Source organism: Pseudooceanicola atlanticus (assembly GCF_000768315.1).
GTDB classification, from domain to species: Bacteria; Pseudomonadota; Alphaproteobacteria; order Rhodobacterales; family Rhodobacteraceae; genus Pseudooceanicola; species Pseudooceanicola atlanticus.
In genome coordinates, this window is record NZ_AQQX01000003.1 from 358,507 (window position 1) to 379,359 (window position 20,853).

Here is a 20,853-nt window from a genome sequence, read left to right on the forward strand (position 1 = left end):
ACTCCCGCCGGAGGCATCCGACCTTGCAAGCGGCACGGCGGTAAGGACCATGCTCATTCCGCCGCCTCCTGCTGCACGGGCCTTTGCCGCTCTTCCGCCTCGCGGCGCAGTTTGCGGATCAGCTCAAGCTCGGACTGGAAATCGACGTAATGTGGCAGCTTGATATGCTCCAGGAAGCCGGTCGCCTGGATGTTGTCGGAATGGTAGAGGACGAACTCTTCGTCCTGCGCCGGCGCACCGACATTGTCCTCGCCCAGTTCCTCCCACCTCAGCGCCCGGTCGACCAGCGCCATTGAGATCGCCTTGCGCTCCGTCTGCCCGAAGACGAGGCCGTAGCCGCGGGTGAATTGCGGCGGTTCGGTCTTCGATCCGGTGAACTGGTTCACGGTCTCGCATTCGGTCACCACGATCTCGCCGATCTCGATGGCAAAGCCCAGCTCGGGCACCTCCATCTCGACCGGCACGGTGCCGATGCGCAGCTCGCCCACGAAAGGGTGGTTGCGGCCATAGCCGCGCTGCGTCGAATAGGCCATGCCCAGCACGAAACCCTCGTCGCCCCGCGTCAGCGCCTGCAGGCGCAAGGGGCGTCCGGCGGGCAATTCCAGCGGCTCGCGCGTCAGGTCACGCGGGGTGTCGGCTTCGGGTCGGTGCTCGCCCTGGATCAGCCCCTCCCGATCCAGGAATTCCGTCACATGCGGTGTCGGCTCCTGCCGGGCCTCGGCTGTCGCGGCCTCGGGCGGCTCCAGCCCTTCGGCCGCCAGCGCGAAATCCAGCAGGCGATGCGTGTAATCGAAGGTCGGGCCCAGGACCTGGCCGCCCGGCGCATCCTTGAACGTGGCCGAGATACGTCGGTCGCAGGCCATCGCCCCGGTATCCACCGGTTCCGAATAGCCGAACCGTGGCAGGGTCGTGCGATACGCGCGGATCAGGAAGATCGCCTCGATCAGGTCCCCCCGCGCCTGCTTGATCGCCAGCGCCGCCAGGTCGGGATCGTAAAGCGAGCCTTCGGCCATTACCCGGTTCACCGCCAGCGCCAGCTGTTCGCGGATCTGCGGGATGCTCAGTTCCGCGACCGAGACATCGCCGCGCCGTTCCTCGGCCAGCCAGTCATGGGCATTGTCGATGGCGCGTTCGCCACCCTTTACCGCCACATACATCAGATCACCTCCGTCGAGCGGGGCAGCGCGGCCAGGTCTGACCCGCTGGTGAAGAAGAAATCCCGCCCCAGCGGGAACAGCGCATGGTTCGCGCGGAACACGTCCGGGTCCGGCAGGTTCAGCGCCGCAACATCCTTGATGCCGGGGCCGCGCAATTGCGTGCCCTCGGCTCGCAGGTCATCGCATTCGACGATCAGCGTGGCCGACCGGTCGGGATATTCCGAGGTGCCGATGGCAAAGCGGTCAATCGGCATCAGGTCGTCCCAGTGACCTAGGGCAAAGACGGCCTCTCCGGCACCGACCAGCGGCGCGCCGGTGTGGAAGGTGACCCAGGCGCGCACCGCCTCGTTGTCCAGCGGACCGGCCAGGTGCAGCGGCGTTTCGGGATCACAGAGCGTCAGGATCAGCGTCGCCGCCGCGGCGGACATCGGCGTAGGCCCCTGCCCGCCTTTGATCGCCTCGATCCGGCCGGGCCGGGCCATGGCGTTCATTGCCGCGCGGAACGCGTGCGCGGCATCCACCGGCGCATTTGTGAAACCACCTTCTAGAAGCTGGGCGTCCATCATGCCTCTCCCCGGACCATCGTGAAGAAATCGACCTTCGTTGCCGCGGCCTTCTCGGCCCGCCTGTTCGCGCGGGCTTCTGCTGCCGCTTGCAGCGGCTCCAGCAGGCCCTTGCGGACCGTGCCGGCCCGGTCGCCCTGCATCAGCGCATCCGCCAGCGCGGCGATCTCGGCCTTGCGGCGGTCGCGGCCCTGAACCATTGCGTGGCCCACCGTGCCATCAGTCAGCTTCAGCGACCCGCGGGTCACCGACATCTCGCCCAGGTTGAAGGCCGCACCGGTTGCCCCGGCCCGCCCCCGCACCATCACGCCACCCACTTCGGGCGCACGCAGCCAGGCGAAGTCGGGCGCCAGGCCCAGACCATCCCAAAGCGCCGCCAGCTCTGCCGCCGGGGCCCTGGCCAGAAGGCCCATCCAGGCCTTGCGGTCCGCGTTCTCTTCCGTTTCGAAATCTTTCATCTAGACACCTTGCCGAGTTGTCTAAGGATCTATACAACTAGACAAATGTTTAGACCCCTTTGCCCGAACGCTCAACCCCGGACGAGGTGAAACTTTCATGACAGCCCCCCGCACGCCGCTCTGGAAATCCATATCCGCGGCCCTGACCGACGACCTTGGCAACGGCCGTTACGGTCCCGGAGACAAGCTCCCCACCGAGGCGGAACTGGCCAGCCGCTTTGGCGTCAACCGCCACACGGTGCGCCACGCGCTGAAGGATCTGTCCGATCGCGGGCTGGTCCTGTCGCGGCGCGGCGCGGGCGTCTTCGTCACGCAAAGCCCGACGGAATATCCCATCGGCCGGCGCGTGCGGTTCCACCAGAATGTCCGCGCGGCGGGCCGCCTGCCCTCTCGCAAGACACTCAGCACCGAAACCCGCGCCGCCGACCCGCGCGAGGCCCGGGCGCTGGACCTGCCCCAGGGCGCGCCGGTCCATGTGGCCGAGGGGCTGTCGCTGGCCGACGACCAGCCGCTGGCGCATTTCCGGTCGGTCTTTCCCGCCGACCGCATGCCCGACCTGTTGGTCCACCTGGCCGAAACAAGCTCTGTCACCGAAGCGCTGAAGGCTTGCGGCGTCACCGACTATACCCGCAAATCCACCCGCGTGACGGCCAAGCTTGCGACCGCCACACAGGCCCTGCACCTGCAATGCCGCGAGGGCGATCCGGTGCTGCGCACGATCTCCCTCAGCGTCGATCTTCAGGGCCATCCGGTGGAGTACGGTCACACCTGGTTTTCCGGCGATCGCGTCACCCTGACCCTTGGCGATGACGAGGACGTGTAGAAATCGTCAGCAAAACAAGCCGCTTTTGTCATCGCAGCGATACATTGATCCCTTATCCACAACCAAAATCTTTGAGCAGGCCGAATCCAATGCCGACCATATTGCCCTCCTACCCTGCCCTGCGCTTCACCGGCGCAGAGATCCTCAGGGACGGCGAAATGCAGTCCCGTTCGATCGCCATTGCCGACGGGCGGATCACCCGTGGCCCCCTGACCGAGGTCAACCTCGCCGGTTACATGATCCTGCCCGGCATCGTCGATCTGCATGGCGATGCCTTCGAACGCCACATCGCGCCGCGCCCGACCGCGCCGTTTCCGTCCTCGACCGGGCTGCGCTCGACCGACCGGGATGCGGCGGCGAATGGCGTAACCACCGCCTATCTCGCCCAGAGCTGGAGCTGGGAAGGCGGCAAGCGTGGCCCCGATTACGCGATGGCGATGATGCAGGCGCTGGACAGCTACCGGCCCCAGGCGCTGACCGACCTGCGCCTGCAAATCCGCTGCGAAACCCATACGGTGGACACCGCCGACCGGCTGCTGGCGGCGATCCAGAAATTCGGCATCGACTACGTGGTCTTCAACAACCACCTGGACGAGGCCGATCACCTGGCCTCTTTCAACCGCGACGAGCTTTATGCCTGGGCCAAGAATGCCGGGCGCACGGTCGACGAACACCTTGAGGTCATCAAGCAGGCCCACCGGCAGAGGACACAGGTGCCGCGCTACCTGTGCCGCCTGGCCGACCGGTTCGACGAACTGGGCGTGATCTACGGCTCCCATGACGACCCCGACGGCGAAACCCGCGAGACGTTCTCGATGATCGGGGCGAAGATCTGCGAATTTCCCACGGCCCGCTCCGCCGCGGCACTGGCCCGCGCGGTCGGGGACCCGGTGCTGATGGGGGCGCCCAACATCGTCCGCGGCGGGTCGCAATCCGGCAACATCGCCGCCGAGGACCTGGTGCGCATGGGGCTCTGTGATGCGCTGGTGTCGGACTATTACTACCCCGCCCTGCACCTGGCCGCGTTCCACCTGGCCGATATGGGCGCGCTGACCTTCCCGCAGGCCTGGGCGATGATCTCGGAAGCGCCGGCGCGCATCCTGCGCCTGCCTGATCGCGGGCGGCTGGATCCGGGACGCCGCGCCGACCTGACGATCATCAACAGCGAAACCCGCGCCATCGAGGCGACGATCTCCGGCGGGCGCATCACCCACCTGGCTGGCGAGGCCGCGCATCGGTTCGCCTTTGCCTCCATGGGCGCGCAGATGGCGGCTGAATAACCCGGGCCGCCATCCGCAACAGGCTGTCGGAAAACCGTCACGAAGCCTTCAGGAAAGTGTCGTCCAATCGTCAATTCCGCGTTGCCGGGACATGACCATATCCCCTCACACAACAACAAGGGGACTTTCCTGACATGAAACCGCTTTCCATTCTCGCCCTGGCCGCCGCCAGCGCCATCGCCGCCCCGGCCCTGGCCGACGTGCAGCTGGGCCCGCGCCCGATGTACCTGACCGACGCCCTGCCCGAGGGCGCGCTGAAGGACAAGCTGCAGGCCTGCACCGGCCCGTTCGAGCCCTCGACCTTCTCCATCGGTCATCGCGGTGCGCCCCTGATGTTCCCCGAGCACACGGTCGAATCGAACCGCGCCGCAGCCCGCATGGGCGCCGGCATCCTGGAATGCGACGTGGCCTTCACCGCCGACAAGGAACTGGTCTGCCGTCACGCCCAGAACGACCTGCACACCACCACCAACATCCTGGCCACCGACCTGGGTGACAAGTGCACCACGCCCTTCGCCGCCGCCGATGGCGACACGCCGGCCGCCGCCGAATGCCGCACCTCGGACATCACGCTGGCCGAATACCGCACGCTGAACGGCAAGATGGACGCCGCCAACCGCGCCGGCACCACCGTCGAGGAATACATGGACGGCACCGCCAACTGGCGCACCGACCTCTATTCCACCACGGGCACGTTGATGACCCACGCGGAATCGATCGAGCTGTTCAAGTCGCTCGGCGCGAAGTTCACCCCCGAACTGAAATCCCCCTCGGTCGAGATGCCCTTCGACGGCTTCACCCAGGAAGATTACGCGCAGAAGATGATCGACGAGTACAAGGCCGCCGGCATTCCCGCCTCCGACGTCTGGGCGCAGAGCTTCAACCTCGACGACGTGCTTTACTGGATCAAGGCAGAGCCCGAGTTCGGCGAACAGGCCGTGTTCCTTGTCGAATGGTATGACGGCTTCGACCAGCAGGATCCCGAAAGCTGGCAGTGGGACTTCGCAGAGCTGAAGGCCCAGGGCGTCAACTACCTGGCTCCGTCGATCAACATGATGGTCACCGAAGAGAACGGCGAGATCATGGCCTCCGCCTTCGCCAAGGCCGCCAAGGCCGCCGATCTCAAGCTGATCGCCTGGACCCTGGAACGCTCCGGCCCGCTGGCCTCCGGTGGCGGCTGGTACTTCCAGTCCGTGACCCCGGCCATCGACAATGACAGCGACTACCTGGTGGTGCTGGACGTGCTGGCCCAGGACGTGGGCGTCGAAGGCGTCTTCTCCGACTGGCCCGCCACGGTCACCTACTACGCGAACTGCATGGGCCTCTGAGGCCTGTCAGGGGCGCTCCCCGGCGCCCCTCTTCCCCAGTGCAGCCCCTAAGGCGCGGCCCCGGCCGCGCCTTTTTTCGTTTGGGGGCCTTGCGCCGCGCGGCAACGATAAGCGGTGTGACAACCGTGCTGCGTGGGGGATCAGAACCTGACAGGCGTCGACCTTAAGCCCTGCACGGAGCGTTGACCCTGCCCGTCCAAGCATCTGCCTCCGAGGCGAGCACAGTGACATGTACGCTGGAGCGCAGCACTCAGCCGCAGGAAAGTCCCGGGCCGTGCCCTCCACCGGCAGAGCCGAGGGCCAAGCGCTAGCCCTCGTATTTCTCCAGGAACGCTTCTGCGGTCAGGCCCCGGAAATCCGCCAGCGCCTCGCGCAGGCGGGCATGGTCCCAGTCCCACCAGGCCAGCGCGATCAGGCGCTCCGCGATCTCCGCGGGCTGGCGCAGGCGCATCATCCGCGCGGGCGTGCCCGCAACGATCGTGTAGGGCGCCACGTCCCTGGTCACGATCGCACCCGAGGCAACGACCGCCCCATGTCCGATCGTCACCTCGGGCTTGACCTGAGCATTGTGCCCCAGCCAGGTGTCATGTCCGATCACCACGCGCCGCGACCGGCGATGTGCGAAGAAATCGGCGTCGTTCTCCACGTCGTCCCAGTAATCCGCCGAACGGTAGAGGAAATGATGGCAGGCGGCAGTATCGAGCGGATGATCCGTAGCCCCGATCCGCACGAAACTGGCGATATTGGCGAATTTGCCGACGCTGGCATTGGCGATATCGGCATAGCGGTCGCAATAGGAATAATCGCCGATCTCGGAATGAGCGACGCGGCTGCCCTGCCCGATTTCGACGAAACGGCCGAGCGTGGTCTCGGTGAGCGTGGCACCTTCGTGGATGAAGGGCTTGGTTTCGGACAATCTGGGCATTTTTCTGCGACCTCCCGGAACCGCGTCACCCGCCGGACGCCTCCGGCGGGAGTATTTCTGGCAAGATGAAGCGGGATCAGTGCCCGGACTCGTCCGCTGCGATCAGCTTGCGCCGCAGCCAGCCCGAGAACCAGTCCATCACGAAGACCATCAGCACGACGAGGACGATGTAGTAGGTCACTTCCTCCCAGTCCTTCTGGGTGATCATCGCCTGGGTCAGCAACAGCCCGATCCCGCCGCCCGTGATCGCACCGATCACGGTGGCCGAGCGGGTGTTGGATTCGAAGAAGTAGAGGATCTGCGACAGCAGCACCGGCGTCACCTGCGGGATCACCCCGAAACGGTAGCGCTGCACCGGTTTCGCGCCGGTCGATTGCAGCCCCTCGATCTGCTTGCCGTCGACGTTTTCCAGCGCCTCCGAGAACATCTTGCCGAAGGAGCCGGTATCGGTGACCAGGATCGCCAGTGCGCCGGTCAGCGGTCCGGGCCCGAAGGCGCGGGCCAGGACGATGGTCCAGATCAGCGCATCCACGCCCCGGAACAGGTCGAACAGGCGGCGGAAAAACTGCCGCACCACGACGAGCGGCGTGAAGTTGCGCGCGGCAAGAAAGGCCAGCGGCAGCGACACGATGGCCGCACCGAACGTGCCCAGGAAGGCCATCAACACGGTTTCGAAGAGCGCCCATGCGACATCGGCATGGCGCCACATGTTGTTGTGCCAGAACCCGTCCCAGATCGCCCCGGCCTCGCCCGACAGGGCGCGCGACATCAGCGTGCCCGGCCCCATCCCGTGATAGGGGCTGTCGAGAGTGAAGAAGAACAGCTCCCACCCCGTTTCATAGCGGAAAAGCTCGGATTTGCGGCGGGTGATGGTCAGGCGGCCTTCATCGGTGGTGATCGCCACGCGGTTCTTTGAGGCGTTGATCCATTCCGGCAGGTCCTCCGTCGGGAAGGTCGCGTTGGCCCCGCCATTGCCGGGCCGCGCGGTGACCAGACCGTAGCCGGGGATGTCGTAGGAGACCTCCTCGGGGCCGAAGGTCACGATGCCGCCGCCATCCAGCGTGATCACCGTCGTTTCGCCCAGGGCGACCCAGGCGGGCGCTTCGCCCGCGGGGTATTCGCCCTTGCGTTCGCCCTCGATCGCGACCTCGACCTCGCCGGAGCGGTTGTCGCGGGTCACGTGGGTCTTGTAGCTGTAGCTGTCGCGGATCAGGGTTCGGCCGTTTTCTGGGTCGGCGTCGCGGATCAGGCCCGGCACGTCGAAGGCGAAGAAGGCGTAGACGAGATAGGCCAGGATCAGCAGCGGCATCCCGAAAGAGATCATGCGCTTGCGTTTGAACAGGGCCTCGGCCTGGTCCTTCAGCGGCGCGGCGGTGTTGGTGGCGGTCATGGTCATGCGAGCATCTCCTGCTTGCGGCCATGGGTCAGCCGGTCACGGAAATAGGAGGACACCTGGTCGAAGGTGACGATGGTGGCGAAGAGCAGCAGGAAGATCGCGGCGCTTTCGTCATATTGCCCCTGCCCCCAGGACATGGCGTTCTTCAGCTCGTAGCCGATGCCGCCCGCGCCGACGAAGCCCAGGATGGCCGAGGCACGGATATTGATCTCGAAGCGCAGCAGGGCATAGCTCAGGTAATTGGGCGCCACCTGCGGCACCACGCCCAGCAGCATCCGCTGCGACCAGTTGGCCCCGACCGAGGACAGCCCTTCGACCGGTTTGAGCGAGGCGTTCTCGTTCACTTCCGAGAAGAGCTTGCCCAGGGCGCCGACCGTGTGGAAGGCGATGGCGATCATCGCCGGAACCGGGCCACCGCCCAGCACGAAGATCAGCACCAGCGCGATGACGATTTCCGGGATCGCGCGCATCACGTCCATGATCCGGCGGAAGACCGGGATCAGGCGCGGCCAGCGCGCCATGCCCCGGGTCGACAGCATCGACAGGATCGCACCGCCGATGGCCCCGATCAGGGTCGACACGGCGGCGATGTTGATCGTCTCGATCAAGGCCGGGAAGAAGGTCACGAGGTGACCGGGCAATTCGTGGATCTTCTCGGAGGCCTCGGCGATGACCGTGCGCGGGAAATCCAGCACGTTGGTCCAGCCATCCCAGAACCCGCCCGCGTTGCGGGCGTCGGCGACCATGAAGCCGGACACCATCAGGGCCACGAATATGGCCAGCAGGATGCCGGAATAAAGACGCTTGCGGCGTGTCAGAGCCATGTAATCGTCGCGGATATTCGTCACGCGCGACCCGGCGGTGGTGCTTATCTCTGCCATGTCGGAAGGGCCTTTCGAAAAAATGGCGGGCCCCCTGGGGGACCCGCCGGAAACATCAGCGATTACTGGGATTTCGCTTTGCGTGCTTCGATGATGGACAGGTACGCGTCATGGGTGATCGCGTCGAAGCCCAGGGATTCACCGGCCGAGATGTTGTAGGTGCAGTCCTGGTCCTTCTCGTACATACCGTCGATCAGGTTGGTCATGGTGGTCTTGACCTCGGTCGGCAGCGCCTTGCGCAGGACGATCGGGCCTTCCGGGATCGGCTTGGAGCGCCAGATTTCCACCAGGTCGTTCATGTCGATCAGGCCGGCATCCACTGCCTTGCGCAGCGCGCCGGAGTTGAAGCCGTCTTCCCAGTTGCCCTGGCCGTCGGCCCAGGTCACGCCGCCGTCGACGTCACCGTTGTTCACTGCAACGATGGTCTGCTCGTGACCGCCAGTGAAGACGACCTCACCGAAATAGTCACCGTTCTCCATGGTCGCGCCGGTTTCGGTCGGGATCTCGATCGACGGGATCAGGTAGCCGGAGGTGGAGTTCGGGTCACCGAAGCCGAACTTCTTGCCTTCCATGTCGTCCAGCGAGGCGATGCCGCTGTCCTTGCGGGCGAACCCGATGGAATGGTAGCCGTAGGAGCCGTCCAGGTTGATCTTGACCAGCACCGGCTCGACCGCTTCGGGATCGTCCAGGAAGGTCTTGGCATAGCCGGACGCGCCCAGCCAAGCCATGTCGATGGTGCCGCCCAGCAGGCCCTGGATCACACCGTCGTAATCGGCCGGCGCGAACAGCTTGACCGGAACGCCAAGTGCTTCTTCGGTGTATTCCTTCAGGCATTCATGGCTGTTCAGCCGGTCCTGGGCGTTCTCACCGCCGAGGATGCCGATGCGGAATTCCTCGATCTGGTCCTGGGCCATGGCGGCGCCGGTCAGTGCGGTGGTTGCCAGGGCGGCGGCGATCAGTTTTTTCATCTTGGTAGCTCCCATAGGTAGAAAAGCCCCGTCCAGACTGGGCGGGGCCGATGAAATTCAGGCAGGTACGGTGGCGACGTTGGACGCCCGGCCGACAGCGTCGAGCTGGGTCGAGGTCGCCTCTTCCGAGAAGCTCGCATCCGCGCCATAGATGTCGCGGGCGGCCCCAGTGGTCAGCTGCTCGGGGCGACCGTCAAAGACGATCCGGCCGTGCAGCATGCCGATCACCCGGTCGCAATAGCGACGCGCGGTGTCGAGCGTGTGGAGGTTGGCGATCACGGTGCGCCCGTCCTCCTCGTGGATACGGCGCAGCGCGTCCATGACGATCTGCGCGTTCATCGGGTCGAGCGAGGCAATCGGCTCGTCGGCCAGGATGATCTTGGGGTCCTGCATCAGGGCGCGGGCGATGGCCACGCGCTGCTGCTGGCCGCCGGACAGGGCCTCGGCCCGTTTCGGGGCGTGATCGGCGATACCGAGGCGGTCCAGGATGTCGATGGCGCGGTGGATGTCTTCCGTCGGGAACAGGTTGAACATCGTCGCCAGGGTGGACCGGCGGTTCAGCGTGCCGTGCAGCACGTTCGACACCACGTCCATCCGCGGCACCAGGTTGAACTGCTGGAAGATCATCGCGCAATCGGCCTGCCAGGCGCGCTTGTCCGCACCGCGCAGGGCGGTGACGTCCCGGCCTTCGAAGGTCACCGATCCGCTGGTGTGGTCCGTCAGGCGGTTCAGCATCCGCAGCAGGGTCGATTTCCCCGCGCCGGAGCGGCCGATGATGCCGATCATCATCGGGCGGTCCACCTCGATCGTCGCGGCATCCACCGCCGTGTTGGAGCCGAATTTCTTCGTCAGTTGCTCGATGCGCAGCACGCTATATCCCCCGTGTCTTCACGAGGCGTGCTAGGCGCCGACGAATACGGAAATGTATCGGTTTGGCGAAACTTTTGTGACGGATGCCGGGCCGCGTCTTTTCCCCGTCCGGCGTCGCGACCAATGCCTGCAAAGCGGGCGGCGGATCGCGAAGACTTGTCGGACGCCGGCCCCCGGCCTAGCCTGATCGCCACGCTTTCAGGAGGAGAAACCGCCATGACTATCGTCGCCGTTTTCCGCGCCCGCCGGACCGAGGCCGGCGATGGCCCGGATTATTACGCGCATCTCGAACAGATGGCCGCCCTGGCAACGGCGATGCCCGGCTACATCTCTCACAAGGCCTATCGGGCCGAAGATGACGAACGCCTGACCTACTTCGAATGGGAAGACATGGACAGCCTGAACGCCTGGGCCCGCCACCCCGACCATGTCGCGGTCAAGCAGATCGGTCGCGAGAGGTTCTATGCGGATTACCACCTGCAAATCTGCGAGGTCAGCCGCGAAAGCCGGTTCAACCGGTAACGGGCTGGCGCGGAGCAGCCGGGCGCCATGGCAAGCGGCCCGTCGTGCGGTCGGCCGTCCCGAGGCGCGATCGCAGACCTCAGCAACGTGGTGACGTAAGGCCCGAACCCTGTCTCACCCCGCCCGCACCATCAACCGCTCCAGCCCGTGGAAATGGTAGGTGTCGCCATAGCGCGGGGTCTCGACCAGCTTCAGATCGGGGCAGCGCGCGGCCAGCACCGGCAGCGCCGTGACCAGCTCCAGCCGGGCCAGCGGCGCACCGATGCAGAAATGCAGCCCGCCGCCGAACCCGGAATGCGTCCGTGCGGGCCGCGCGGGATCGAACAGGTCGGGATCGGCAAAGGCGGCGGGGTCGCGATTGGCCGCGCCCAGCAGCAGCGCCACCTGGTCGCCGCGTTTGAAATCATGCCCGAAGACGCTGACATCCTCGTAGGCATAGCGGGTGAACATGTGCAGCGGCGGGTCGTAGCGCAGCACCTCCTCGACCGTGGCGGCGATGCTGTCCGGCGCGGTCAGCTCGGCCAGCCGTTCGCGATGCGGGTCCGACAGCAGCGTCGCCATCCCGTTGCCGATCGTGTGCACCGTGGCCTCGTGCCCGGCATTCAGCAACAGGATGCAGGTGGTGATCATCTCGTCGGTGGACAGCTTCTCTCCGTCCTCCTCCGCCGCGATCAGCTGGGTGATCAGGTCGTCGCGCGGATCGTTGCGGCGGGCGTCGATATAGCGGCGCATGTAATCGGAAAACTCCGCCGCCGCGCTGGCCGCCGCATCCTCGGTCGCGCGGGTGCGGCTGGCCATGTACATCGCCACCATCGCGTTCGACCAGCGCAGCAATTGCGGCGCCATGTCCTCGGGCACGCCCAGAAGCCGGGCGATCACGATCACCGGCAACGGTGCGGCAAAGGCCGGCAGAAGGTCGAACTCGCCCTCCGGGAAATCGTCGATCAGCCGATGCGCCAGAGCCTCGATATCCGGGCCCAGCGACGCGATCCGGCGCGAGGTGAAGGCCCGCAAGACCAGCCCCCGCAGGCGGGTATGGCGGGGCGGCTCCAGCTCCAGCATGGAATGCGCTTCGATATCGTAGAAGGGCGTCAGGTGGTCGGGGATGGCCGGCGCCATTTCCACCGGGACCTCGCGGCCAAAGCGGCGATCCTTCAGCAAGGCCTGCACCGCGTCATGGGTGAAGGCCGCCATCATCCCGTAATCCTGCCACTCGTGCAGCGGACCGTCTGCCCGCGCGCGGGCATAGAACGGGTACGGGTTCTGGACGAAATCGGGATCGGTCGGGGATTGGATCAATTGGGCCATGCGCGCTCTATCTGATGGGTGACTTCCCAAGGCAAGGGGGGGATCGGTATAAGGACGCAATGACACGTTCCTACCTGCGGCGCGCCGCCACGATCGCGGCCTTTCTCTGCCTGACCCTCGCCGTCGCCTGGGCGGTCTGGCGCGGCAGCTATGCCCAGGCGCTGGACCCGCTGACCGAACGTGGCGAGGCGGACCTCGCCCTGACCGTCGACCGACTGACCGGACAGCTGCAACGCTACCAGGACCTGGCCGTTCTGATGTCCACCCACCCCCACCTCACGGTCCTGTCGGACACCGCCGGCAGCCCCTTCGCCCGCAACCGCGCCTCGGAATTGCTGCTGGCCGCGGCGGACCGGACCACCGCGCTGAACCTCGCCTGGTTCTCGCCCGAGGGCGCGATCCTGGCCGAGGCGCGGGCCGGCACCGTCACCCCGCAGGAGGTGTCGGCCTTCCGCGCCTCCGCCACGTTCCAAAGGGCGCTGACCGGGGCGCTTGGCACCGGGATCGGCTATTACGGGCCGGAGCGTCTGCGCAGCTACATCTTCGCCGCGCCCAGCTTCGGCATTAACGGCGGCGTGCGCGGCGTGCTGGTCGTGGCGGTGGATATCGACCACGTCGAAGGCGTCTGGCGGGGGGATCGGCCTTCGGTCTTCTTCACCGACGATGCGGGCCGCGTCTTCATCACCAACCGGTCCGAGCTGCTGAACTGGCGCGAAACCGCGGGCAGCTTTCTGCCCCCCGAAGGGGACCCCGTGCCGGTGCGACGCAGCAATATCAGCGGGCACGAGATCTGGCGTGCGGATCTGAGCCCCTATGTCCCCGACCCCGCCCTGCGGCTGGGCCGCGAGATGCCGCAGATCGGCATGCACGCCACCGCCCTCATCGACGTGACCCAGGCCGGACGGCTGGCCGCGCTGCAGGCGGCGGTCGTCGCGCTGGTGCTGCTGGCCTTCGGGGCGGTGATCTTCTGGGCCACGGAACGCCGCCGGGTGCTGGCGCGGGCCAATGCCCAGCTGGAAAACCGCGTGCTGGCCCGCACCGCGGAACTGTCGGGCGCCAACATGATGCTGCGCCGCGAAGTCACCGAGCGGCAGGAGGCCGAGGCCGCGCTGAAACAGGCCCAGGCCGACCTCGTCCAGGCCGGGAAGCTGTCGGCGCTTGGCCAGATGTCGGCGGGCCTCAGCCACGAGCTGAACCAGCCGCTGATGGCGATCCGTCAGTTTGCCGAGAACGGCGCGCTGTTCCTCGACCGCGGCAAGACCGACACGGCGCGCGCCAACCTTTCGCGGATCGAGGAGCTGTCGGGCCGGATGGGCCGCATCATCCGCAACCTGCGCGCCTTCGCCCGCCAGGAAAGTGAACCGGCGCGGCGGGTCGACGTGGCCCAGGTCATCGCCACCGCTCTGGAAATGACCGAAGCACGGCTGGCAAAGGATGCGATCACGCTGCACTGGACGGCCCCCGACACCCCCATGCCGGCGCTGGCGGGCGAGGTGCGGCTGGTCCAGGTGCTGGTCAATCTCATCACCAATGCCGCCGACGCGATGGCGGGCACCGAGCGGCGCGAACTGACGCTGTCGGTCACCGACACGCCCCGCCCCACGATCCGCGTCGCCGATACCGGACCGGGCATCGCCCAGCCCGAACGCATCTTCGATCCGTTCTATTCCACCAAGGAGGTCGGCGCGAGCGAGGGGATGGGGCTGGGCCTGTCGATCTCGTATGGCATGGTGCAGAGCTTCGGCGGCGCGATCCAGGGCCGCAACCGCGAGGATGGCGGCGCGGTCTTCACCGTGGAGCTGGAACCGGTGCCGGGTGAACGGGCAGCCTGAGCCGCCAGGGCCCCTTGATCCGGGACCTGTCCGGTTTGACGGGACAGGATGCCTCCGGCGGGAGTATTTTTGGCAAGATGAAAAGGATCCGGCGCGGGAGCCGACGCGGTGCGCGATTTGTGGCGGCGCGGGTTACAGCAGCTTGAGGCTCGCGCTGAGATCGGGATAGGCATCGACGGCGGGCGAGATGACGATCTCCTGCAGCAGGCTCCGCAGGTCCTGTGCGACCTGGGCGGGCACGTCTTCCAGGATGCCCTCGCGCGCCATCAGAACGATGCGCCGCGTCACCGGGGCGAAGGGCAGACCGCGCAGTTCCAGATCTGGCAGCAGGCGGCGCGCGCGCATCAGCGCCAGCGGCGGCAGGATCGTCCAGCCGACCCCCTGCCCGACCATCGCCAGGATCGCGTGGTAGCTGTCCAGTTCGAAGCGATGCGCCAGGGTCAGGTTCTGCTGCGCCAGGTGGGTGGCGATCAGCCGGCCCATATGGTGGCGCGTCGTGTACTGGATCAGCGGATGCGCCTTGAGCTGTGCCAGCAGATCCTTGTCGGGGTCGGTCATGCCGCGCGGGGCGGCGACGACGAAGCCTTCGGACAGGATCGGGTGGATCTCGGCCCAGGGGGGGGCCGGGCCCATTTCGGCGGTGACGATCACGTCGAGCGCCTCGGCCTCCAGCTGATCGTAGAGACCGTGGGAGGCGCCGGTTTCCAGCAGGAACTGGCAGCCATCCAGCCGGTCCGCCATGCGGATCAACAATTGCGGGGTCACGTCGGCCTCGAAATCCTCGATCACGCCGAGGCGCAGGCGCCGCAGCGCCGATCCGCCCGCCACCGCCAGTTCGGCCCGGGCCTGTGCGGCCTCGTTCAGGATCGACTGGGCACGGCGGCGGAACGCCTCACCGGCGCGGGTCAGCGTGACGGGGCGCGCATTGCGCACCAGGAGCGGCACGCCAAGGGCGGTTTCCAGATTGGTCAATTGCTGGGACACGGCCGAGGCCGAGGCGCCAAGACGCCGCGCCGCGGCGGTGATGGACCGTTCCTCCGCCGTGGCCACGAAAACCTCGATCCCCCAGAGCGTGATCCGGCCGGGGCTCGATTGCATGGATCAGCTCATCTTGTTCAGCTTGCTCTGAAGCTCTGCCAGCTGCTTCTTGATCGTGTCGAGGTCATCGTCCTTGCCGGACTTCTCCTCGCTGCCCTCCTCCTGGCCGGGGCCGGACCAGTTCGACGCCAGGCCGCCGGACATCGCCTTGAGGAAGGCCTCCTGCTGGGCCTGCATCGCCTCGAACCCGGGCATCTTGGCCATCGGGTTCATGGCGTTCATGTTCTCCATCATCTTCGACTGGCCGTCGCGCAGCATTTCGAAGGAGGAGGCCAGGAATTGCGGCACCACGGATTGCGCCTGGGTCGTGTAGCTGCGGACCAGATCCGTCAGCACGCCCAGCGGCAGAACGTTCTCTCCGCGGCTTTCATGTTCGGCGATGATCTGCAGCAGGTATTGCCGGGTCAGGTCGTCACCGGATTTCAGATCGACGATCTGAACCTCGCGGCCATCCCGGATGAACCCCGCGATATCCTCAAGCGTCACGTAGTCGCTGGTCTCGGTATTGTAGAGGCGTCGCGACGCGTAACGTTTGATCAGAAGCGGTTTTTCGGTATCAGCCACGGGTCATCCCTCCCATTGCAGCACTGCAGCACAGCTTATGGTGTCAGCGCAGAATTGCAAAGGGTTTCCAACCGATGCACGAAAACTGCAGGTGCAGCGCAAGCGCTACCAGAGCCGTTCCTTCGCATAGTCCGGATAGCCCGCATCATAGCTGGCCCCGTCGAATCCCTCGTCGACCTCGCGCACGAAATCGCCCGCACTGGGCACGTTCGGCGCGTCTTCGATCCCGGCCCAGAGCCTTGAGCGCATCAGCGCCTTGGCACATTGGAAATAGATCTCTTCAACCGTGACGCGCAGAACGGTCCGCGGCTGGCGGCCTTTCTTTTCGAAAGAGGCCAGCAGGGCCGGGTCGGCGCTGACCGCCCCTGCCCCGTTGATGCGCACGACATTGGTCGATCCGGGCACCATGAACATCAGGCTCATGCGCGGGTCCCGCACCACGTTGCGCAGGGAATCGATGCGGTTGTTGCCCATCCAGTCGGGCAGCAGCACCGTCTGCGCATCCGCGATCCGCACCACCGGGCCATCGTCGCCGCGCGGGCTGGCATCGGTGCCCTCGGGTCCGACGGTCGACAGGATCACGAAGCGCGAGGCCTCGATCCAGCGCGCATAGGCCGGGCTGATCCGGGTCAGCACCTTGTCGATCGAGCGCGGCACGGCATCGCCGTAGATCGCTTCGAGGGTGGCAATGTCGGTGATCTTGTCCATCAGGTGTCTCCCCTTGGCCCAGCGGCGGGCGCGGGCCCATTGTCCGCCGGCACCGTGGTAGCGCCATTGCCGCAGGCGGGAAAGCCTGAAAGCCCGGGCTTGCGCAGGGGGACAGCCCTCAAACGCAAAGCGGGCGGGTCCTTGCGGACCCGCCCGTTCCTGTCACGTCCCGGTCTAGGGAGGAGAATGGGGACGTGGCTGAAATCTTACTTCGCTGCGGCCTTCTTGGCGGCTGCGGTGGTGTCCTTCGTGGCTTTCTGAACGGCCGCGGAGGTTTCTTCTGCCATGTCCTTGCCGGCGGCCATCATCAGGTCGACGGTTTCGGTCTGGGCTTTCTTCGCGATCTCGGCGAAGGCGGCCATGTGCTCGGCAGCCATTTCGGCGGACGAGGTGGCGAAGTCGGACATTGCCTTGGCGTAGTCGGCCGGCTCTGCCTTGACCTTGGACAGCTCAGCCATCTTGGTCAGGGTGTCCTTGGTCCACTTGGACGACACTTCGCTGGACTTTTCGGCTGCTTCCAGCGCAACGCCGGACAGTTTTTCGTTCAGTGCAGCGGAGGTCTTGAAGCTGTCTTCAAAGGCCTTCGTGTCGACGGGGAATGCGCCCATCATGTCTTTCATCATGGTGGTGAAGTCTTGAGTGTTGGCCATCGTTGAATTCCTCTCTCAGGCGACGGGAGCCTTCTGATTGCTCCCGTGTATTGCGTTTCCTGAGACAGAATATGAATGCTGCGGCGCAGAAAATCAAGTCTTTTTGCTGCACCGCAGAAAATTCAGCATTTCCGGCACGATGGCGACCGCCGCGCCTTGGCGTCAGGCCGGAAGGGGTGCCGCCACGTAAGTTCCGGGGGCCGGACAGAGCGCGGGGTGAGTCGAATCTCCCGGCTCCCGCGCGGGCACCATCTTGCCCGATTGCGCCTTGATCCAGTCGCCCCAACGGGGCCACCAGCTGCCTTCGTGGAATTCGGCCTGGGCCATCCATTCCTCCGGCGGCAGGGTGAAATCCTCGTTGGTGTAGTGGCCGTATTTCTTCTTCGAAGGCGGGTTCACGATCCCCGCGATATGGCCCGACTGGGACACGATGAAGGTGCGATCCTTGGACCCCATCTTCTGCACGCCACGATAACTGGCCTTCCAGGCGGCGATGTGATCGGTCTCGCAGGTGACGGCATAGACCGGCAGGGTCACGTCCTTCACATGCAGCGTTTCGCCCAGCAGGTCGATCCCGTCGGTGACGAACTCGTTGCGCTGGCACAGCTGGCGCAGGTACTGCATCGACATCTTCGCCGGCAGGTTGGTGCCGTCGCCGTTCCAGAACAGCAGGTCGAAGGCGGGCGGGGTTTCCCCCATCATGTAGCTGCGGATCGCCGGGCGATAGATCAGGTCGTTGGAGCGCAGGAACGAGAACGTCCGCGCCATGATATGACTGCGCAGGATCCCGGTCTGGGCCACCTCGGCCTCGATCCCGTCGATGAAATCATCCTGCAGGAAGGGCGTGAAATCCCCCTGGTCGGCGAAATCGGTCAGGGCGGTAAAGAACGTGGCGGTGTTGACCGACTTGTCCTTGCGCTTCTTCATCAGCGACAGGGTCATCGCCAGCGTCGTGCCGCCGATGCAATAGCCGATGGCGTTGACCTTCTTCTGGCCGGTGATCTCCTTGGCGGTCTCGATCGCCTTCAGGTAGCCGTCCTCGATGTAATCCTCGATCCCCGTATCGGCGTAAGACCGGTCGGGATTGACCCAGGACACGACGAACAGGGTGATCCCCTGTTCCGTCACCCATTTGATGAAGGAGTTCTGTTCCTTCAGGTCGAGGATGTAGAACTTGTTGATCCACGGCGGAAAGATCACCAGCGGGATCGCGTGGACCTCCTCGGTGCGCGGCGCGTACTGGATCAGCTCGATCATGTGGTTGCGAAAGACCACCTGCCCCTCGCTCGCGCCGACGTTCTCGCCGACCTTGAAGGCATCGGTATCGGCCAGCCGCACCATCAGCTCGCCGTTATTGGCCTCGATATCGGCGACCAGGTTCTCCAGCCCTTTCACCAGGCTCTCGCCCTCGGTCTCGACCGCACGTTCCAGCGCGTCGGGATTGGTGGCCAGGAAATTGGTCGGGGCCATCATGTCGACGATCTGCTGGCTGAAATACCGCAGCCGGGTCTTTTCCGTATCGTCCAGCCCCTCGGCATCTTCCACCGCGTTGCGGATCGCCTGGGCGTTCAGCATGTATTGCTGCTTGATGAAGTTGAACCAGGGATGGCTCTGCCACAGCGGGTTGGAAAACCGCGCATCGCTGGGGGTCTTGTCCTCGGGGGTTTCCAACCGGCCCTTGGCCAGGGCCTGCTGCGCCTCGAGGAAATGCTGCACGGATTTCGACCAGAACTCCGCCTGGTGTTCGAAGACGCGGGCCGGGTTATGCATCACTTCCTGCCACCAGGCCGCCGCGCCCTTGGTGAAAACCTCCGGATCGGGGGCGTTCAGCGCGGCGTTGACAGGGCTGCGTTTCTGCAACGCGGCGGTCAGCCGCTGGGTCAGGTCATCGACCTTGGCCAGGTTGGCGTTCAGCCGCTCCAGGGCGGCATGTGGGTCATCTGCCACGGTGTCCCCGTGATCCGAGCCGTTTTTGGCTCCGCCGTTATCATGAGTTGCCATGTTAACATTTCCCCCCTAGATTGCTGCTATGCAGCATCGGTATGGTGCACTTTTGTAGGCCTCCTCCTCCGGGGCGCAACGTGACACAAACGCCGAACTTGCCCGTTCAGATCCCCCGGGAGACGCACATGCGCTATATGGCAACTTACGATTTTATGGAGTCGATCCGCAACACCAACCAGTGGTTGGGCGCGACGGCTTTCTCGATGGCCTCCTACCCCGCTTTCTCTCTCGTTCCCAACCCGGCCCTGCACTGGCTGGCGGCCTGGGGCGAGGTCACGGAACGCTCCTTCCAGCGGATGGTGGCCAAGCCCGACTGGGGCATCCACTCGATCGCCTGCCAGGATGGCCGCGACCACCTGGTGTCGATCGAACCCGTCGTGACCCGGCCCTTCGGTGACCTGATCCACTTCAACGTCCAGGGCCGCGAGGAACAGGAGCGCAAGATCCTGATCGTCGCCCCGATGTCCGGCCATTACGCGACCCTCCTGCGGTCCACGGTCGTATCGCTCCTGCCCGATGCCGAGGTCTATATCACCGACTGGCACAATGCCCGCGACATCCCGGTTTCGGACGGCAAGTTCGATATCGAGGATTACACCCTCTACCTTGTCGATTTCATGAAAGAGCTGGGCCCCGACATCAACGTGATCGCGGTCTGCCAGCCCGCGCCGCTGACGCTCGCCGCCACCGCCTATCTGGCCGAGATCGACCCAGAGGCGCAGCCCAACACGCTGACCCTGATCGGCGGCCCGATCGACCCGGACGCCACCCCGACCGAAGTGACCGATTTCGGCCATTCCGTCACCATGGGCCAACTGGAAGAAATGATGATCCAGCGCGTCGGCATGAAGTACAAGGGGATCGGCCGCCGCGTCTATCCCGGCCTGCTTCAGCTGACCTCCTTCATCTCGATGAACGGGGAAAAGCACGCCAAGGCGTTCCAGGACCAGATCTTCCGCGTCATGAACGGCGAGGCCTCTGATCACGATCACCACAACCGGTTCTACGACGAATACCTCGCCGTGATGGACATGACGGCGGAATTCTACCTCACCACCGTCGAACGCATCTTCAAGGCGGGCGAGATCGCCAAGAACGAATTCGTCGTCGCCGGCCACAAGGTCGATATCGGCAAGATCACCAATGTCGCGGTCAAGACGGTCGAGGGCGAGAATGACGATATCTCGGCCCCCGGCCAGTGCGTCGCGGCGCTCGATCTCTGCACCGGCCTGCCGGACAAGATGAAGGCCAGCCACCTGGAACCGGGCGCGGGCCATTACGGCATCTTCGCCGGCTCCTCATGGCGCAACAACATCCGCCCGCTCGTGCTCGATTTCATCGACGCCAATGCCGGCGGCTCCAAGACGGCCCAGCCGGCCAAGACCACCAAGGCCGCCGCGAAAAGCGACGCGCCGGCCAAGTCCGGCAGCCCCAAGCTGAGCGTGGCCAAGTAATCAGCCCTCCGGTCCTTCGGGACCGGGGCCAAAATCACAAGGCGCGACCGGTCCGATCTGAAGT

At 65.5% G+C, this 20,853-nt stretch carries 20 protein-coding genes; 6 read left to right on the top strand and 14 right to left on the bottom strand.

From position 1 onward, the window contains the following. Positions 1–53: 53 nt before the first annotated feature. Genes ATO9_RS09585 through phnG form a run of 3 tightly spaced genes read right to left on the bottom strand, consistent with a single transcriptional unit; the run spans position 54 to position 2,178 of the window. A complete protein-coding gene (locus tag ATO9_RS09585; protein ID WP_043747834.1) occupies positions 54–1,157 on the bottom strand; it encodes a carbon-phosphorus lyase complex subunit in 1,104 nt (367 codons plus the stop codon). Beyond that, positions 1,157–1,720 carry a phosphonate C-P lyase system protein PhnH gene (gene phnH / locus ATO9_RS09590; protein WP_043748616.1) on the bottom strand — a complete coding sequence of 188 codons (564 nt, stop codon included), beginning with the start codon at positions 1,718–1,720 and terminating at the stop codon, positions 1,157–1,159. The genes ATO9_RS09585 and phnH overlap by 1 nt, the downstream gene beginning before the upstream one ends. Then, the gene (gene phnG, locus ATO9_RS09595) at positions 1,720–2,178 is read right to left on the bottom strand and encodes a phosphonate C-P lyase system protein PhnG (RefSeq protein WP_043747837.1); all 459 of its coding nucleotides are present in this window, start codon (positions 2,176–2,178) and stop codon (positions 1,720–1,722) included. The genes phnH and phnG overlap by 1 nt, the downstream gene beginning before the upstream one ends. Before the next feature lie 97 nt (positions 2,179–2,275). Here phnG and phnF point away from each other — a divergent pair, with 97 nt between their 5' ends. The 3 genes from phnF to ATO9_RS09610 all read left to right on the top strand — a co-directional run bounded on the left by phnF (position 2,276) and on the right by ATO9_RS09610 (position 5,609). Beyond that, entirely contained in the window at positions 2,276–3,001 is a 726-nt protein-coding gene (phnF, locus tag ATO9_RS09600; RefSeq protein ID WP_043747840.1) for a phosphonate metabolism transcriptional regulator PhnF, read from the top strand. Positions 3,002–3,090: 89 nt separating this feature from the next. After that, positions 3,091–4,281: an alpha-D-ribose 1-methylphosphonate 5-triphosphate diphosphatase gene (locus ATO9_RS09605; RefSeq protein ID WP_043747843.1), complete on the top strand. Its 1,191-nt coding sequence runs from the start codon at positions 3,091–3,093 to the stop codon at positions 4,279–4,281. 134 nt (positions 4,282–4,415) lie between these two features. Beyond that, on the top strand, positions 4,416–5,609 hold the full coding sequence (locus ATO9_RS09610) for a glycerophosphodiester phosphodiesterase family protein (protein ID WP_043747845.1): 1,194 nt from the start codon (positions 4,416–4,418) through the stop codon (positions 5,607–5,609). A 307-nt stretch (positions 5,610–5,916) separates the two neighbouring features. Here ATO9_RS09610 and ATO9_RS09615 read toward each other — a convergent pair whose 3' ends face one another. The 5 genes from ATO9_RS09615 to phnC all read right to left on the bottom strand — a co-directional run bounded on the left by ATO9_RS09615 (position 5,917) and on the right by phnC (position 10,649). Further along, positions 5,917–6,534: an LbetaH domain-containing protein gene (locus ATO9_RS09615; RefSeq protein ID WP_043747846.1), complete on the bottom strand. Its 618-nt coding sequence runs from the start codon at positions 6,532–6,534 to the stop codon at positions 5,917–5,919. Positions 6,535–6,610: 76 nt separating this feature from the next. Continuing rightward, positions 6,611–7,930, bottom strand: coding sequence for a phosphonate ABC transporter, permease protein PhnE (gene phnE, locus ATO9_RS09620; protein WP_081979514.1), 1,320 nt, complete (start codon positions 7,928–7,930; stop codon positions 6,611–6,613). Next, positions 7,927–8,811: a phosphonate ABC transporter, permease protein PhnE gene (phnE, locus tag ATO9_RS09625; RefSeq protein WP_043747850.1), complete on the bottom strand. Its 885-nt coding sequence runs from the start codon at positions 8,809–8,811 to the stop codon at positions 7,927–7,929. The genes phnE (ATO9_RS09620) and phnE (ATO9_RS09625) overlap by 4 nt, the downstream gene beginning before the upstream one ends. Before the next feature lie 62 nt (positions 8,812–8,873). Continuing rightward, positions 8,874–9,779 carry a phosphonate ABC transporter substrate-binding protein gene (phnD, locus tag ATO9_RS09630; protein ID WP_043747852.1) on the bottom strand — a complete coding sequence of 302 codons (906 nt, stop codon included), beginning with the start codon at positions 9,777–9,779 and terminating at the stop codon, positions 8,874–8,876. A gap of 57 nt (positions 9,780–9,836) precedes the next feature. Further along, the gene (phnC, locus tag ATO9_RS09635) at positions 9,837–10,649 is read right to left on the bottom strand and encodes a phosphonate ABC transporter ATP-binding protein (protein WP_043747855.1); all 813 of its coding nucleotides are present in this window, start codon (positions 10,647–10,649) and stop codon (positions 9,837–9,839) included. A gap of 216 nt (positions 10,650–10,865) precedes the next feature. Here phnC and ATO9_RS09640 point away from each other — a divergent pair, with 216 nt between their 5' ends. Next, positions 10,866–11,171 carry an antibiotic biosynthesis monooxygenase family protein gene (locus tag ATO9_RS09640; RefSeq protein ID WP_052418212.1) on the top strand — a complete coding sequence of 102 codons (306 nt, stop codon included), beginning with the start codon at positions 10,866–10,868 and terminating at the stop codon, positions 11,169–11,171. 114 nt (positions 11,172–11,285) lie between these two features. On the opposite strand, the gene ATO9_RS09645 is transcribed toward ATO9_RS09640, so the two are convergent. After that, positions 11,286–12,479, bottom strand: a complete 1,194-nt coding sequence (locus tag ATO9_RS09645) for a cytochrome P450 (protein WP_043747858.1) — start codon at positions 12,477–12,479, stop codon at positions 11,286–11,288. A 59-nt stretch (positions 12,480–12,538) separates the two neighbouring features. Here ATO9_RS09645 and ATO9_RS09650 point away from each other — a divergent pair, with 59 nt between their 5' ends. Further along, a complete protein-coding gene (locus ATO9_RS09650) occupies positions 12,539–14,311 on the top strand; it encodes a sensor histidine kinase (protein WP_043747861.1) in 1,773 nt (590 codons plus the stop codon). 132 nt (positions 14,312–14,443) lie between these two features. Here ATO9_RS09650 and ATO9_RS09655 read toward each other — a convergent pair whose 3' ends face one another. The 5 genes from ATO9_RS09655 to ATO9_RS09675 form a co-directional block, all read right to left on the bottom strand. Continuing rightward, positions 14,444–15,409, bottom strand: a complete 966-nt coding sequence (locus tag ATO9_RS09655; RefSeq protein WP_043747863.1) for a LysR family transcriptional regulator — start codon at positions 15,407–15,409, stop codon at positions 14,444–14,446. A 3-nt stretch (positions 15,410–15,412) separates the two neighbouring features. Further along, the gene (phaR, locus tag ATO9_RS09660) at positions 15,413–15,973 is read right to left on the bottom strand and encodes a polyhydroxyalkanoate synthesis repressor PhaR (RefSeq protein WP_043747867.1); all 561 of its coding nucleotides are present in this window, start codon (positions 15,971–15,973) and stop codon (positions 15,413–15,415) included. 105 nt (positions 15,974–16,078) lie between these two features. Beyond that, positions 16,079–16,681, bottom strand: a complete 603-nt coding sequence (locus tag ATO9_RS09665; protein ID WP_043747869.1) for a pyridoxamine 5'-phosphate oxidase family protein — start codon at positions 16,679–16,681, stop codon at positions 16,079–16,081. Positions 16,682–16,887: 206 nt separating this feature from the next. Then, entirely contained in the window at positions 16,888–17,331 is a 444-nt protein-coding gene (locus ATO9_RS09670; RefSeq protein ID WP_043747871.1) for a phasin family protein, read from the bottom strand. 162 nt (positions 17,332–17,493) lie between these two features. Continuing rightward, complete coding sequence (locus ATO9_RS09675) at positions 17,494–19,332, bottom strand: PHA/PHB synthase family protein (protein ID WP_081979516.1); 1,839 nt, start codon at positions 19,330–19,332, stop codon at positions 17,494–17,496. A gap of 128 nt (positions 19,333–19,460) precedes the next feature. On the opposite strand from ATO9_RS09675, the gene phaZ reads away from it, so the two are divergent. Then, the gene (gene phaZ / locus ATO9_RS09680; RefSeq protein WP_043747874.1) at positions 19,461–20,789 is read left to right on the top strand and encodes a polyhydroxyalkanoate depolymerase; all 1,329 of its coding nucleotides are present in this window, start codon (positions 19,461–19,463) and stop codon (positions 20,787–20,789) included. The last annotated feature ends 64 nt before the right edge of the window (positions 20,790–20,853 follow it).

Coding starts and splice junctions, on each gene's coding strand:
- ATO9_RS09665 (WP_043747869.1), bottom strand. CDS start 16,681: ATGGACAAGATCACCGACATTGCCACCCTCGAAGCGATCTACGGCGAT.
- ATO9_RS09615 (WP_043747846.1), bottom strand. CDS start 6,534: ATGCCCAGATTGTCCGAAACCAAGCCCTTCATCCACGAAGGTGCCACG.
- phnG (WP_043747837.1), bottom strand. CDS start 2,178: ATGAAAGATTTCGAAACGGAAGAGAACGCGGACCGCAAGGCCTGGATG.
- ATO9_RS09650 (WP_043747861.1), top strand. CDS start 12,539: ATGACACGTTCCTACCTGCGGCGCGCCGCCACGATCGCGGCCTTTCTC.
- phaZ (WP_043747874.1), top strand. CDS start 19,461: ATGCGCTATATGGCAACTTACGATTTTATGGAGTCGATCCGCAACACC.
- ATO9_RS09585 (WP_043747834.1), bottom strand. CDS start 1,157: ATGTATGTGGCGGTAAAGGGTGGCGAACGCGCCATCGACAATGCCCAT.
- ATO9_RS09605 (WP_043747843.1), top strand. CDS start 3,091: ATGCCGACCATATTGCCCTCCTACCCTGCCCTGCGCTTCACCGGCGCA.
- phnD (WP_043747852.1), bottom strand. CDS start 9,779: ATGAAAAAACTGATCGCCGCCGCCCTGGCAACCACCGCACTGACCGGC.
- phnE (WP_043747850.1), bottom strand. CDS start 8,811: ATGGCAGAGATAAGCACCACCGCCGGGTCGCGCGTGACGAATATCCGC.
- ATO9_RS09670 (WP_043747871.1), bottom strand. CDS start 17,331: ATGGCCAACACTCAAGACTTCACCACCATGATGAAAGACATGATGGGC.
- ATO9_RS09655 (WP_043747863.1), bottom strand. CDS start 15,409: ATGCAATCGAGCCCCGGCCGGATCACGCTCTGGGGGATCGAGGTTTTC.
- phnE (WP_081979514.1), bottom strand. CDS start 7,930: ATGACCATGACCGCCACCAACACCGCCGCGCCGCTGAAGGACCAGGCC.
- ATO9_RS09645 (WP_043747858.1), bottom strand. CDS start 12,479: ATGGCCCAATTGATCCAATCCCCGACCGATCCCGATTTCGTCCAGAAC.
- ATO9_RS09610 (WP_043747845.1), top strand. CDS start 4,416: ATGAAACCGCTTTCCATTCTCGCCCTGGCCGCCGCCAGCGCCATCGCC.
- phnH (WP_043748616.1), bottom strand. CDS start 1,720: ATGGACGCCCAGCTTCTAGAAGGTGGTTTCACAAATGCGCCGGTGGAT.
- ATO9_RS09640 (WP_052418212.1), top strand. CDS start 10,866: ATGACTATCGTCGCCGTTTTCCGCGCCCGCCGGACCGAGGCCGGCGAT.
- phnF (WP_043747840.1), top strand. CDS start 2,276: ATGACAGCCCCCCGCACGCCGCTCTGGAAATCCATATCCGCGGCCCTG.
- ATO9_RS09675 (WP_081979516.1), bottom strand. CDS start 19,332: ATGGCAACTCATGATAACGGCGGAGCCAAAAACGGCTCGGATCACGGG.